Below are 12,293 nucleotides of genomic sequence, written 5' to 3' on the forward strand. Positions count from 1 at the left end.
TGAGCTTGCGAAGCTGCGCCAAGCTCCGCAGGACCTTCCAGGGGATCGGCTGCCCAACCTGGCGGCTAAACGCCCGCGCGCAGCACCCGCACCGGTACCGACTTGTAGGACGGCGTGCCGCTGTCGACGTCCAGGTAGTCCAGCGGCACCAGGCGGTTGGCCTCGGGGTAATAGGCGCCGACGGTGCCCGGGGCGATCTTGTACTCGATGGCGGTGATGTTCTCGTAGCGCAGGCGCCGGCCGTCGGTCACCGTCTCGATGTCCACCAGGTCGCCATGGGCCAGGCCCCGGGCCGCGAGGTCCGCCGGGCTGATGAACAGCACGTCGCGACGACCGAAGACCCCGCGGTAGCGATCGTCCAGGGCATAGATGGTGGTGTTGTACTGGTCGTGGCTGCGCAGGGTCACCAGGCGCAGGACGTCGGCGCCATCCACTTCCTTGTCTTCGTGCAAGCCGGGGAAGACGAAGAACTCGGCCTTGCCCGAGGGTGTCAGCCATTGGCGCTCGGCCGCCGCCAGGGGCATGCGGAAGCCTCCGGGAACGCGGATCCTGGCGTTGTAGTCGTCGAAGCCAGGGACGGTCTTCTCGATCAGGTCGCGGATCTTGTCGTAGTCGGCCACCAGTTCCAGCCACGGCACCTTGCTCGCGGTCAGCGTCGCCTTGGCCATGCCGGCGACGATCGCCGGTTCCGACATCAGGGCTTGCGAGGCCGGGGCCAGCTTGCCGGCCGAGGCATGGACCATGGACATCGAATCCTCGACGGTGATCGCCTGGCGCATGCCGTCCTGCACGTCCATTTCGGTGCGGCCCAGGCACGGAAAAACGAAGGTTTCCTTGGCCACCAGCAGATGGCTGCGGTTGAGCTTGGTGGCGATGTGCACGCTCAGGTCGAGCTGGGCCATGGCCGGGAAACACTGGCCCGGGTCCGGCAGGGCCACGGCGAAGTTGCCCCCCAGGCATAGCAGGGCCTTGGACTGGCCGGCGATGATCGCCTGCATCGCTTGCACCGCGTCGTGGCCATGGCTGGCCGGTGGCTTGAAGCCGAACACCTGCTCGAGCTTGTCGAGGAACGCCTGCGCGGGTTTTTCGGTGATGCCCACGGTGCGGTTGCCCTGCACGTTGGAGTGGCCACGCAGCGGGCAGATCCCCGCCCCGGGCTTGCCCAGGTTGCCTCGCAGCATCAAGAGGTCGCAGATCAGCCGCACATTGGCCGTGCCTTCGTTGTGCTGGGTGATGCCCATGCCATAGGTGACGATGGTGGCATTGGACTTGGCATAGGCCGCGGCGACCATTTCCAGGTCGCTCTGCTTGAGGCCGCTGGCCTGTTCGATATCCGCCCACCGGGTGGCATGCAGGTCGGCCTCCAGGGCGGCGAAGCCCAGGGTGTGCTGGGCGATGAAGTCGCGGTCCAGCACCTGTCCCAGGTTGTCTTCCAGGACCAGCAGCGCCTTCATGATGCCCTTGATCGCGGCCGCGTCGCCGCCGGCCTTGACCTGGAAGTACGACGAGGCGATGCGCGTGGAGCCATAGGTGGCCATCTCCACCATGTTCTGCGGATCGGCGAAGCGCTCCAGGGCCCGCTCGCGCAGAGGGTTGAAGACCATGATCGGCACCTTGCGCCGTGATGCTTCGTGCAGGGTGCCCATCATCCGCGGGTGGTTGGTGCCAGGGTTGTGGCCGATGGAGATGATCAGCTCGCAAACATCGAAATCCTCCAGCGATACCGTGCCCTTGCCAATGCCTATGGACCTGGGCAGGCCGACGCTGGTGGGCTCGTGGCACATGTTCGAGCAGTCGGGAAAGTTGTTGCAGCCATATTCCCGGGCAAACAGCTGGTACAGGTAGGCCGCCTCGTTGGAGGCGCGGCCCGAGGTGTAGAACTCCACTTGCTCGGGCTTCAGGCCGCGCAGGACCTGGCCAATGCGCTCGAAGGCGGCCTGCCAGGGCACCGGCTTGAAGGTGTCGCTGGCGCGGTCGTAGACCAGGGGCTCGGTAAGGCGACCGAGGTCCTCCAACTGATAGTCCGAGCGCTGCAGCAGCGAGGCCACCGGATGGCTGGCCAAAAACTCGGACGTCACCCGCTTGTTGGTGGCTTCCCAGGTCACCGCCTTGGCGCCGTTCTCGCAGAACTGGAAGGTCGACTTGTGCTCCTTGTCCGGCCAGGCGCAACCAGGACAATCGAAACCGTCGGGCTGGTTGGTGCGCATCAGGGTCAGGGGGGCCTTGAGGGTGTCCATCTGCTCGCGCACGGCCGTAGCCGTGGCCTTGAGCGCGCCCCAGCCACCGGCGGGACCATCGTAGTTGCGGATTCCGGGAACCTTGCGTCGAGTGCTCATGATCGCTCCAGGGCCAACCGGCCCTGCGCGGCGCGAGTTGGCAATGACAGGTCATCGACCACCGGGGCGGCGTCAGGCAGCGCCAGGCACCCGGCAATGATCCAGGCACGGATGGCCGGATCGCCAGGCGGCTGGATCAAGAGAAAGTGCATCGCAAACGTTGCGACGCATGCTGAAATCTAGCGCTGCGCCCCGGGCTGTCAAGGCCAGGTGCCGATCGGTGCAGGCCCGCTCACTGCAAGGCGCTGCGGCGCAACCTCGGGCTCCAGCCTTGCTGCATGCCGGCGGCGGCGAGCAGGATCGCGCCGACCCCGAGCCACTGCAGCCAACCCAGGCGGTGACCGAACGCCAGCCAGTCGACGAAGATCGCCGCGATCGGATAGATGAAGGACAAGGCCCCGGTCAACGCGGTGGGCAGCTTCTGGATCGCACCGTACAGCAGCACGTACATCAGTCCCGTGTGGATGATGCCCAATGCCAGCAAGCTGGCCCAGGCGCCGGCCTCCCGGGGTGGCGTGCCAAGGTTGGCCCAGGGCGCCAGCAGCAATACACCGGTGCAGACCTGGATCAGGGCGATCAGGTGCGGCGGGGTTCCGCTCAAGCGTTTGATCAGCAGCGCGGCGAAGGCGTACAGCAAGGCTGCGCCCAGGGCCAGGCCGATCCCCAGCAGGTAGTCATCGCCCGGGCCGCCTTGTCCGTCGTGAGCGCTGACGATGGCCAGCATCCCGGAGAACGACAGGCACAGCCAGAATAATTTCTGCGCCGTGATTTTTTCTCCCAGGAACAACGCGCCCAGGCCCACCAGGAGAAACGGCTGGACGTTGTACACGGCGGTGCCGATGGCGATCGAGGCCCGGGAATAGGAGCCGAACAACAGCACCCAGTTGCCGACGATGGCCGCGCCGCTGACCACCGCCAGCAGCAGGACCCGACGCGTGAGAAGGTCCTTGCGCAGCAAGCCCAGGGCAGCGCAGACCAGCAGCAAGGTCGCGGCGCCGAACAGGCAGCGCCAGAACACCACGTCCAGCACGGGTTGCCCCGAGACCAGGACAAACCAGCCAATGGTTCCGGAAATCAACATGGCGGCGCTCATTTCCAGCGATCCGCGACGAATCAGTGCATCCATCATCAGGCTCCTTTATCGGTCGCCAGATTATCCGTAACTCAACTACCGCCTCACCAGAGAAAATCCTAGGCTAGACTCAGTCTTCGCCTTTTTTATCAAGGTAAGAAAGCCCATCTACCTAACGAGACTGCCATGCTGGATGCCATCGACCAGACGCTGATCAGCGCGCTGATGCAAGATTCCCGACGCTCGCTCAAGGCCCTCGGGCAAATCAGCGGGCTGTCCGCCCCTAGTGTCGCCGAGCGCCTGCGCCGACTTGAAGAGCGAGGGGTGATCAGCGCCTATACCCTGGAGGTCGACCCCCGGTTCCTGGGGTATCAATTGCAGGCCATCGTGCGCATCCGCCCCTTGCCGGGAAAACTGCAGGAAGTCGAACGGCAGATCCTGGCGATCCCCGAGTTCACCGAGTGCGACAAGGTCACCGGCGACGATTGTTTTTTCGCACGCCTGCAGGTGCGCTCCATGGAACAACTGGACAGCCTGCTGGACCGCCTCAACCAGTACGCCGAGACCAACACCTCGATCGTCAAGAAGTCACCGATCAAGCGCCGTTTGCCGCCCATGGAATGACCACGGCCCCTGCGCCAGGCAATAAAACCGAGCCATAAAAAAACCCGCCGAAGCGGGTTTTTCAAGGCTTGAAGCTGAGGATCAGTCGTCGCGGCTCATGATGCCGAACAGCTGCAGCAGGCTGACGAACAGGTTGTAGATCGATACATACAGGCTGATGGTCGCCATGATGTAGTTACGCTCGCCGCCGTGGATGATGGCGCTGGTCTGGAACAGGATGCACACCGAGGAGAACAGCACGAAGCCGGCGCTGATCGCCAGTTGCAGGCCGCTGATCTGGAAGAACAGGCTGGCCAGCACGGCGCCCATCAGGACGAAGAAACCGGCGGTGATGAAACCACCCAGGAAGCTCATGTCCTTGCGGGTGATCAGCACGTAGGCCGACAGGCCGCCGAACACCAGAGCGGTCATGGCGAAGGCCGAGCTGACCACTTCAGCGCCACCCTGCATGCCCAGGTAGCGGTTGAGGATCGGGCCGAGCAGGAAGCCCATGAAACCGGTGAGGGCGAAAGTCGAGACCAGGCCCCAGACCGAATCGCGGAGTTTGTTGGTGAGGAAGAACAGACCGTAGAAACCGATCAGCACGACGAAGACGTTCGGGTAGCCGACGCGCATCTGTTGTGCCACATAAGCCATGATCCCGCTGAAAGCGAGGGTCAGGGCCAGCAAGCCGTAAGTGTTGCGCAGGACGCGGCTAACCTCTAGCTGCTCGGCCTGCACGCCGTTGTTAACTGCGTAATCCTGTTCGCGCATGGCGACACTCCTGTTGGTTGAAACATTTAGTGGCAAGGATGATAACAGAGGCGCTGTAGCGCGCGACGCAGAGAGTTTGACAGTGTGTTTCATTCGGGTATCATGGCGCCCGCAATGCGATCTGGAGGTGTGGCCGAGTGGTTTAAGGCAGCGGTCTTGAAAACCGCCGACTGTAACAGGTCCTAGAGTTCGAATCTCTACGCCTCCGCCAAATCTCTACGATAAAGCCCTGATTTTTCAGGGCTTTTTTGTTTCTGGTGTCCCGTCCTGAATAAGGTTTACATCTTCTGGCCTTTCCTCAGGAGGAACCAATGGATTCGGGAAAAAGGCGCAGTCAGCGTGATTACGCGCTGGGCTTTAAATTGGCGGTCGGCGATCAGGTCGAAAAGGGCGAGTTGAGTTATAAAGAGGCTCAACGGCGTTATGGGATTCAGGGGCGTTCGACGGTGCTGGTGTGGTTGCGCAAGCATGGACGCCAAGACTGGAGTCAAGGCGCCTCCATTCGTGCCCAGAGGAGCCGACCGATGGACGATCCCAAGCTGCCGCTGACACCGGAGCAACGCATCAAGGATGCTTGAAGAAAAGCTCGCCCTCGCCAATCAGAAAGCTCAATTCTTCGAAGCGGTCGTCGACGTGCTGAAGAAGGATTACGGTGTTTCCGTCGTAAAAAAGCGATCCGGCAAGATGGCCCATGCATACGGGACAGTTGGAAGGGATCAACAACCGGATCAAGGTGATCAAGCGGATGGCGTACGGCTACCGGGACAGCGGATTCTTTTTCATGAAGATCAAGAATGACTTTCCCGGTCATCCGTGAAGAACCTTTTTTTCCGCCTGTACAAGACCGCGTTTGAACCAGCCGCTGTAGCACACTTCAAGCTCGCGATGATGAATATATGTTCATCGAAAACATGCTTCGATATGTCTAGTCTGCGGGTTCCGACATAGTGACTACAGGAGTTCCCCACCATGTTCTCGCACGAAAGCATCCCGCTGACCATCCTCCTCCTTATCATGCTGCTTAGCATGGTTACCGCCGTCCTCCATCCGGTACATGCGTTCACTACTTGGCTTCGAAAGCGGAGTGCAAGATCTTCCTCTCAGGCAGCGAAAAAAGTGGATTCGCGCTGAACTCTTCCTCTACGAGCCTGGTTGCATCCGGGCTTTGTTTCGCCTGTACGAATCCCAGAAACGAAAAGCCCAGTATGTGAACTGGGCTTTCGCCATCTCCATTCTGCATCGGTAAAAAATCCTGCAACTGACCCTGATCAGACGCCCTGTGTGGATGAAAGGCCCGTAACGTGGCTTGATCCAGCGCCTCAGACGCCGAACCCCGGACGTTGAGCGGCTTCGGTTACGCAGTCGAGTCAATCAACTGTTTACGCAAAGTCGAAGCGCCTCCGGTAATGGGCGCAGACGGCACCCGAGAAAATGAAGACGGCCCAGGCCTTTCGGTCTACCAGGTCGTCGCGGTGCCACCAGCTCGCGGCGAACGCTCCAACCAACCCTGCGGTAAACCAGGTATCAAGCCTGTCGAGCAGGCGATACAGAAACTCCATGCGCCCGACTCCGTATGCATGATTTAAGAGAGGGCCAGTAGTGGCTCGAGCATAGTCAAAAACGAAAAAGCCCCGACGCATGTCGAGGCTCTTAGATCGAGCTCAGCCCCCAGCCAGCTCATTTGGTTCCGAGCACGAAGGTCGCTTAGGGCTGAATATCGTAGGTCATCATAATCCAAGACAAAGAGTTTTCTGGCGCCCAATACACACCTTGGTCGGCTGGCACAAAAACCTCATACGGAATGGTCGACCACCCTGCGAGCGTAGCCATATAGAACGCGTGATATAGGTGGTATCCATTGGGATTAGTAGGTTTCACCGTGCCTGTAAAAAGTATTCCGCCAGTCACAGAGTAGGTTCGAATAGTTACACCTGCTGTGTTTTGTGAGGCATCAATAACAGTGGAAAAGTCTCCTTTTAACCTTTCAATTGATAGAACTTTTCACCGATCTTAACTGGTTGCATAAGTGGATCTCCTTAAGCTTTTCAATAATCACGGCCGATGCCGCATATAGCCGCTCTTGGCGATTACTCGAAGCTCGAGGCCCTCACTCGGAACTGAGAAGGTACACACCCTCGACGCGGTGATTTTCGCTGCTGATACACCCGAGGAGTGAAATTACTATCTCAGCAGAATACTGTACATGCAGCCAGTAATTATTCTAGCCATTCGCATCCACGGCCAGGACGCCTAATCGGACCGGCCTGGTCGCGCCCATCGACGCTTTAGAAATGAAAAAGCCCCAGCGGGTGCCAGGGCCTGAATAGATGCGCGCGTCTTTCCGCTCTGTCTGTCAAAGACCTTCCCAGCGTCGACGCCCCGTTGCATCGATCTCGCCGATCCAACCTCGCGCCACCGAGATAGCATGTAGACAAGGGTGTGTGGGCTGCCGGTGTAAACTGGTATAGCTGACCGCTAACCATTAGAAGCGTCGCAATTGACTCTGTGCCAAAGGACTCTCGCACGATGAATCTCGCCAATTTCCAGACTTCAGATCTGGTAGCGCGGCCTTGGCGGTAAAACGTTTCAACCACCCGGAGGCCTACCGCAGTATGTGTCGCCTCCTCTCGCAAGACATGCTCAACGAGCAGATCATCAGCGCCGCCATCGGCAACGTCAGGAACCACGGGCCTGAGCTGATCGAGCGTCTAAACAGGTCCGCGGGCGGCGACGTCGTGAACAACGGCTGAAAGCCCGATCGTTAGTACGTCTAGGGCTGCTCGCAAGCCACTCATCTGACCAGTACCTGATCGGCGCAAGTGAGTATGCTGGCAAACACAAGAACTAGAAAAACCATAGAGCGCCTTGCATTCACTCGTCTATGGTCTTAACTGTGCAATGCAACACAAGTGACAGATTAAAAAAGAAATAGACATGCATTCCCTTCTCCGTAAATAAAAGTCCTCCACGAGTCAACCTAACTACTGATTATCAGTAACAGTGGCAAGTCTGCAGAATTTTAGATAGGGAGCCAACTCATGGAACACTCAATTCAAAAAGGAATATGAATATGAGCATCAAAATCAAAAACAAACGCCACACAGAAGTCGAAGTCGCAGTCAGCTACTGGTATACAGATGGTAAACCCGGCGATGTCAGTGATACCTATTACACACTGGAACCCAACCGTGATGGCGAATGGAAACGCGAGGATGCAAGAGGTTACTTGATGGACATAAAAAACATCGGCATATATTACGTCGCCTATAACAGCGAAATCACCATAGAAGACAACGCTGTAAAGAGCAACGATAAGCCCATTACCAAACTATCTTTTGAAAAATGAATAATATCGAAAATTTTTGAAATCAATAAATACACATACCAAATGACCAACATCGTACTTGATGTTGGTCATTCCAGTGCAAAGTAATACTAGAAGCCCTTCATCTGACTTGCTCAGCAGGAGTTTTTTCGGCTGAGCGCCAAGTTTTGCGCACTGTTCAAAAACAACTACTACATTTCCGTGGAAACTTATTTGACACAGGCTTGAAACGTGCTCAGCGCGATCAGTCCCTGGTCGCCGACGTCGGTGATTCCGACAATTCACTAAGCGCTTACTGGGAAAGGCTCAGTTCCCCAGCTACTTCATCAGGTCATCATAGGCCTGCTCACAAGTCACTCCCCTGCTCCGGCTTTGATCAGCATCTGCCGCCAGGTCTCCCGCTCTCGCGTCAGCGCGCTTGAACAGCTCGGCAAACACCAAGGCTGTGCGGGTTGCTGCCGCGCTTGCGGCGGCAGTGCAGGAATTGCTGCTGGTCGTACGCTTGAGGCGCTCGGTAAGAGCGTCGACGGCCCGCTGCAGGCTGTCAGCAGTAGAGCGAGCGACAACAGCATCAGCGATCGCGCTATCGATTTTTCGTTGCCCATCCTGCACCGCCTTGTTGATTGAGTTCTGCCTCGCCTGCTCTTTCTCGCGTTCCTCGCGTTCAGCCAGGACCCAGGCCTGCTTGTCGCCGGCATCACGGGCATTCCAGCGCACTTGCCACTCTTTGTCCTGTGCCGACAGGCCTTGGTGGTATGAGGCCGTCAGCGCCCAACCTGCTAGGGCAACCAGTAGCAGAGCCGCCAGAGCGACTCCGCCAGCCTTCACGCCAGCACCTTGAGCGCCAGGTCATACAGGGCCAGGCGCTCAGCTTCACCATTCGGCACCCGACCTGGCACCCCGGTGTTGATGATGCTGCCGATGTCTTGAAAGCGGCCGGCATCGGCCAGTTCGTTCAGCCCATGTTTCGCCCACCACCAGGCCGCCGACAGGGCGGCCTGGTCAGGTTGCTCGAGCAGGTCAGGCTGGGCTTCCAGAGGCAGGCCCAGGCCTTCGCCGGCGGCGCGGTAGTTGTTGCGCCCGGTAACCTGCAGTAGGCCGCGGCCACGGAATCGCCAGCCGTCACCCGACGATTCGGGGCCGTTGCCCATGCGCCCCGCATAGACGAAGTTCGCGATCATCTCTGGGTGCCCGGCGTAGAGAGCCGCAGATTGTGGTGTAAACCGCTTCGGCCATACCCTCAGTAACGCTTTGGCGCTGTAGTTCAGGTTCTCGACCAGGCTGCGCAGCTGTCCCGACTCATAACCGACCTGCGCAAGGAACGCCGCCATTCGCAAGCGAGTGATGATCGCGTACTTATTCATAGTCGCGTTGAGTGCAGGAACAAAAACGCCCGCAACGGGGCGGGCGTTTGGAAGGACCTGCAGCAGTTGCAGCTCTGTGAGTGGCATTGTGTTTCTCCAGGCATAAAAACCACCAGATGGCGGTGGTCTCGATTATTCATATGCCAGCGCGCTGGGTTGAGCGGATACGGATATTCCGCAGTATTGATGCAAGAACAATTCGGTCCAGGGCCATAAACAAGCGAATGAACGCCAAGTGGAAAGGTTGAGTGCAGCGCTTCATACGAGGTTTCAGGCGCGGCGTAAAATACATGCCGTATTCCAAACCCTTGTAACCACTACAACTGCCACGGACCGATCAGACGCAAGACCCTCCCTGAAAAAACCGTAGCCTAGCCAAATACCCGTCTTGCTGCCTTGCTCTAACGGTCTCGGTATCCGGGGAACACTTGCAGCGGCTAGAGAGCGCTCCAGCCGCTTGGTGGCCAGTCAGTCCTTCTGCGGCACGAAATGGCTCATGAACGTCAGGTCCTCGATGGCATGCATGTACTCGGAGAATCTCGGATCTCCCTCATTGAAGGCCTTGGCCACCCGCTGGGCGTTTTCCAAACTGTCCCACAGCGCCAGGTCCACGAAGGTCCGGTCGTCCCCCATGGGGCAGTAGCCGTGGTACTCGATCAAGCCGGGAAAAGCCTTCAGCGTTTCGCAAAGCCCCGACCGCAGTGCCGGCACCTGTGCGATGCACGTTTCCCTGACCTTGAAAATGGCCAGCTCCAGTACGTGGAATGAGTTCAACATGGGAATACCCTCTTGGTTTCAGGAGATCCCATGATCAACGCCCCCTACTGACAACGTATTGTCAGTGCCGTTGATCGCGCCATTGGCTGGCCTGGTGCTTCATGTAGACCTGCAGATCAAGGCCTAGGGGAATAGCCGGCGCATGCTGGGCATGGGTGATGGACGTGATGCGATCGACGCGGAAATCTCGATAGTCGGCCCTGGTGGAGCACCAACTGCCGACAGTCCACTTCCCTCCCCAGTAAAACAGGCCAAGAGGCACGATGACCCGCCGGGAAACTTCACCGTCCAGCCGGGTATAGCCGATCTCCAGGGCCCGGGCTTGCTCGATGGCGCTCCTCAGGATCGCCAAGTGGGCACGCGTGGTATCGGACGTCTTTCCCAAGGCGCGAATTTTTGCCGTATGGGGATCCAGGCACTGCTTGGCCATGGACGCCGAGACCTTGCTCAACAATGACCTGGCGGCTGCGCTCAGATCCTTATCCGCCGTAGCCGAGAGCATTTCCATCCCCAGCATCAAGGCATCCAGTTCGAGCCGGTTCAGCGTCAATGGCGGCATCTGGTAATCGGCATCCAGGGCGTAGCCCAGGCCCGCGGTCCCATAGATCGGGATCCCGCTGAAGGACAGGTCATCGATATATCGATAGATGGAGCGCACCGAAACGCCAATTCGGCTGGCCAGGCGTTGCGCAGAGATGGGTTGGTGAACCCGGATCAGGTTGACCAGTTGGAACAGGCGATCGGCTTTACGCACCTGGCTTACTCAATGGGAGGTGTGCGGTGCGGCACAGCAGCTGCTTGAGCCGATCACGCTGGGTGTCCAGCAACTGCAACAGCCAGGACGCCTGCTCCGGCTCGGATGCATCGATCCACCGATCCAGCTCCGCCATCGAAGCCTCGTCGGTCCAGTGGTCCATGCCAAAGACATAGCGCTCCAGCCAGCGATCGCAACCCAGCGCCAGCAGGCCGGCACGCATCGCTTGCTGCCGAGCATGGGGGGTCGCTTCGAAATAGGTCCAGGCGCCGGAACGAACCGACTGGGCGAACCAGGTCAGGGCTTCCAGATAGACGAACAGCACCGGCGGCAGACCCAGGTCCGGCTGGTCGGGAGCTGGTGCGGCCGCCTCCATATGCGCACCGAGCATGGCCATGGCCTCGTAGCTGCGGCTGTCGATCAACTGGTCGACATAGGCCGCGCTATAAACAGCTCTCACCGGGTTGCTCCTTGCTTTGGCGGGGAAAATCGAAGGGCGCTATTGTCGCTGAATGCCGGGTGGCCTTCCAGCAACCGCCCTCGGCCAGGATCTCTCGCAACCCACGACAGTCTTCCCAGCGTGCGGGCCCGGCACCGGCCGGACCCGCCAGGCAAGTTACCTCATGGGCACTCGCAGGTAGACGGACCCCATACCGGGCCGCTGCAGGGATCCTTGGACGGACCGAACACCGGGCACGAAGCTTGGGCAGTCAGGGAGAAACCGCATAGCAGCAATACCGCCAACAACATTTTCTTCATTCAAGACCTCCTGGTCAGTCACACAAGATTCCATCGTCCTGGTCGGAGCGCGATTCAGTCATGGGCATTCGCACAATGTAGGAGTCGGCCCGAGCACGGCTTTCGAGCACGGATCATCCCAAGGCCCCAATACCGCGCAACCCGCTTGCGCAGTCATCGAGAACATCCAGAGCAGCAGCGAAGCCGCCAGAAATTTCATTTTCAACATGACCTCCTTGGTCGAGACATCGATAACGGTCCGTGTCCTTTTGCGTAGTTGAACGCCCCCTACCAGGGGCAGGACACCTGCCCCACATGACGTGAAGTGGACCGCCCGGCACCGTGCCGGGCCCGACCCAGCAAAGACCAGGCTCGTGCATCCCGCCAGTGCGACACACTGTCGCGCCCCCCCCCCCCCCCTAATTCCCCGTCCTCCTCCCCCCCCCCTCCCCGGCCGGGGCCCCCTCGCCCACGGCGCGCGCGCTCCTTTTCTACCTCCCCGTGCCCACCGCGCCCTTGCAGCACTTCCCTCCTTCCTTTCCTCTTCGAG

The 12,293-nt window shown here is 59.3% G+C and carries 14 protein-coding genes, 1 tRNA gene and 2 pseudogenes; 6 read left to right on the forward strand and 11 right to left on the reverse strand.

The features are described 5' to 3' along the window. Positions 1–65 precede the first annotated feature (65 nt). The 3 genes from ACK6AU_RS29505 to ACK6AU_RS29515 form a co-directional block, all read right to left on the reverse strand. Positions 66–2,336: an FdhF/YdeP family oxidoreductase gene (locus ACK6AU_RS29505; protein ID WP_185700794.1), complete on the reverse strand. Its 2,271-nt coding sequence runs from the start codon at positions 2,334–2,336 to the stop codon at positions 66–68. Then, entirely contained in the window at positions 2,333–2,488 is a 156-nt protein-coding gene (locus tag ACK6AU_RS29510; protein ID WP_185700793.1) for a hypothetical protein, read from the reverse strand. The genes ACK6AU_RS29505 and ACK6AU_RS29510 overlap by 4 nt, the downstream gene beginning before the upstream one ends. A gap of 80 nt (positions 2,489–2,568) precedes the next feature. Next, positions 2,569–3,462: a DMT family transporter gene (locus tag ACK6AU_RS29515; RefSeq protein WP_185700792.1), complete on the reverse strand. Its 894-nt coding sequence runs from the start codon at positions 3,460–3,462 to the stop codon at positions 2,569–2,571. Between the two features lie 132 nt (positions 3,463–3,594). On the opposite strand from ACK6AU_RS29515, the gene ACK6AU_RS29520 reads away from it, so the two are divergent. After that, positions 3,595–4,032 (forward strand): Lrp/AsnC family transcriptional regulator, encoded by a 438-nt coding sequence (locus ACK6AU_RS29520; protein WP_152899347.1) that lies wholly within the window; start codon positions 3,595–3,597, stop codon positions 4,030–4,032. Between the two features lie 81 nt (positions 4,033–4,113). On the opposite strand, the gene ACK6AU_RS29525 is transcribed toward ACK6AU_RS29520, so the two are convergent. Then, positions 4,114–4,785: a Bax inhibitor-1/YccA family protein gene (locus tag ACK6AU_RS29525; protein ID WP_185700791.1), complete on the reverse strand. Its 672-nt coding sequence runs from the start codon at positions 4,783–4,785 to the stop codon at positions 4,114–4,116. Positions 4,786–4,908: 123 nt separating this feature from the next. Here ACK6AU_RS29525 and ACK6AU_RS29530 point away from each other — a divergent pair. The 3 genes and pseudogenes from ACK6AU_RS29530 to ACK6AU_RS29540 form a co-directional block, all read left to right on the forward strand. Continuing rightward, a tRNA-Ser gene (locus ACK6AU_RS29530) sits at positions 4,909–4,996 on the forward strand. A gap of 100 nt (positions 4,997–5,096) precedes the next feature. Next, a pseudogene (locus tag ACK6AU_RS29535) lies at positions 5,097–5,457 on the forward strand (IS3 family transposase); the annotation flags it as partial. Positions 5,458–5,467: 10 nt separating this feature from the next. After that, positions 5,468–5,602, forward strand: a pseudogene (locus ACK6AU_RS29540) (transposase); the annotation flags it as partial. A gap of 562 nt (positions 5,603–6,164) precedes the next feature. Here ACK6AU_RS29540 and ACK6AU_RS29545 read toward each other — a convergent pair. After that, the gene (locus tag ACK6AU_RS29545; RefSeq protein ID WP_409303173.1) at positions 6,165–6,344 is read right to left on the reverse strand and encodes a hypothetical protein; all 180 of its coding nucleotides are present in this window, start codon (positions 6,342–6,344) and stop codon (positions 6,165–6,167) included. Positions 6,345–7,397: 1,053 nt separating this feature from the next. On the opposite strand from ACK6AU_RS29545, the gene ACK6AU_RS29550 reads away from it, so the two are divergent. Together ACK6AU_RS29550 and ACK6AU_RS29555 are read left to right on the forward strand one after the other, a co-directional pair. Continuing rightward, the gene (locus ACK6AU_RS29550) at positions 7,398–7,535 is read left to right on the forward strand and encodes a hypothetical protein (RefSeq protein ID WP_409303162.1); all 138 of its coding nucleotides are present in this window, start codon (positions 7,398–7,400) and stop codon (positions 7,533–7,535) included. Between the two features lie 320 nt (positions 7,536–7,855). Next, positions 7,856–8,131: a hypothetical protein gene (locus tag ACK6AU_RS29555; protein WP_409303164.1), complete on the forward strand. Its 276-nt coding sequence runs from the start codon at positions 7,856–7,858 to the stop codon at positions 8,129–8,131. 297 nt (positions 8,132–8,428) lie between these two features. Here ACK6AU_RS29555 and ACK6AU_RS29560 read toward each other — a convergent pair whose 3' ends face one another. From ACK6AU_RS29560 to ACK6AU_RS29585, 6 genes are all read right to left on the reverse strand, one after another. Next, on the reverse strand, positions 8,429–8,938 hold the full coding sequence (locus tag ACK6AU_RS29560; RefSeq protein WP_409303166.1) for a DUF2514 family protein: 510 nt from the start codon (positions 8,936–8,938) through the stop codon (positions 8,429–8,431). Then, positions 8,935–9,561: a glycoside hydrolase family 19 protein gene (locus ACK6AU_RS29565; protein ID WP_409303168.1), complete on the reverse strand. Its 627-nt coding sequence runs from the start codon at positions 9,559–9,561 to the stop codon at positions 8,935–8,937. Before ACK6AU_RS29565 ends, ACK6AU_RS29560 begins: the two co-directional genes overlap by 4 nt. A gap of 381 nt (positions 9,562–9,942) precedes the next feature. Continuing rightward, positions 9,943–10,251: a hypothetical protein gene (locus ACK6AU_RS29570; protein ID WP_185702066.1), complete on the reverse strand. Its 309-nt coding sequence runs from the start codon at positions 10,249–10,251 to the stop codon at positions 9,943–9,945. A 61-nt stretch (positions 10,252–10,312) separates the two neighbouring features. After that, on the reverse strand, positions 10,313–11,005 hold the full coding sequence (locus ACK6AU_RS29575; RefSeq protein ID WP_312026277.1) for a YafY family protein: 693 nt from the start codon (positions 11,003–11,005) through the stop codon (positions 10,313–10,315). After that, positions 10,998–11,465 (reverse strand): hypothetical protein, encoded by a 468-nt coding sequence (locus ACK6AU_RS29580; RefSeq protein ID WP_409303171.1) that lies wholly within the window; start codon positions 11,463–11,465, stop codon positions 10,998–11,000. Before ACK6AU_RS29580 ends, ACK6AU_RS29575 begins: the two co-directional genes overlap by 8 nt. A 357-nt stretch (positions 11,466–11,822) precedes the next feature. Further along, positions 11,823–11,969, reverse strand: coding sequence for a hypothetical protein (locus ACK6AU_RS29585; RefSeq protein WP_124421344.1), 147 nt, complete (start codon positions 11,967–11,969; stop codon positions 11,823–11,825). Positions 11,970–12,293 lie beyond the last annotated feature (324 nt).

The sequence above is a fragment of the Pseudomonas sp. KCJK8993 genome (assembly GCF_046230915.1).
GTDB classification, from domain to species: Bacteria; Pseudomonadota; Gammaproteobacteria; order Pseudomonadales; family Pseudomonadaceae; genus Aquipseudomonas; species Aquipseudomonas piscis.

What these genes read in the sequence shown, in the direction of transcription:
- ACK6AU_RS29520 (WP_152899347.1), top strand. Translation starts at nt 3,595, where the DNA reads ATGCTGGATGCCATCGACCAGACGCTGATCAGCGCGCTGATGCAAGAT.
- ACK6AU_RS29505 (WP_185700794.1), bottom strand. Translation starts at nt 2,336, where the DNA reads ATGAGCACTCGACGCAAGGTTCCCGGAATCCGCAACTACGATGGTCCC.
- ACK6AU_RS29525 (WP_185700791.1), bottom strand. Translation starts at nt 4,785, where the DNA reads ATGCGCGAACAGGATTACGCAGTTAACAACGGCGTGCAGGCCGAGCAG.
- ACK6AU_RS29545 (WP_409303173.1), bottom strand. Translation starts at nt 6,344, where the DNA reads ATGGAGTTTCTGTATCGCCTGCTCGACAGGCTTGATACCTGGTTTACC.
- ACK6AU_RS29510 (WP_185700793.1), bottom strand. Translation starts at nt 2,488, where the DNA reads ATGCACTTTCTCTTGATCCAGCCGCCTGGCGATCCGGCCATCCGTGCC.
- ACK6AU_RS29550 (WP_409303162.1), top strand. Translation starts at nt 7,398, where the DNA reads ATGTGTCGCCTCCTCTCGCAAGACATGCTCAACGAGCAGATCATCAGC.
- ACK6AU_RS29565 (WP_409303168.1), bottom strand. Translation starts at nt 9,561, where the DNA reads ATGCCACTCACAGAGCTGCAACTGCTGCAGGTCCTTCCAAACGCCCGC.
- ACK6AU_RS29555 (WP_409303164.1), top strand. Translation starts at nt 7,856, where the DNA reads ATGAGCATCAAAATCAAAAACAAACGCCACACAGAAGTCGAAGTCGCA.
- ACK6AU_RS29570 (WP_185702066.1), bottom strand. Translation starts at nt 10,251, where the DNA reads ATGTTGAACTCATTCCACGTACTGGAGCTGGCCATTTTCAAGGTCAGG.
- ACK6AU_RS29515 (WP_185700792.1), bottom strand. Translation starts at nt 3,462, where the DNA reads ATGGATGCACTGATTCGTCGCGGATCGCTGGAAATGAGCGCCGCCATG.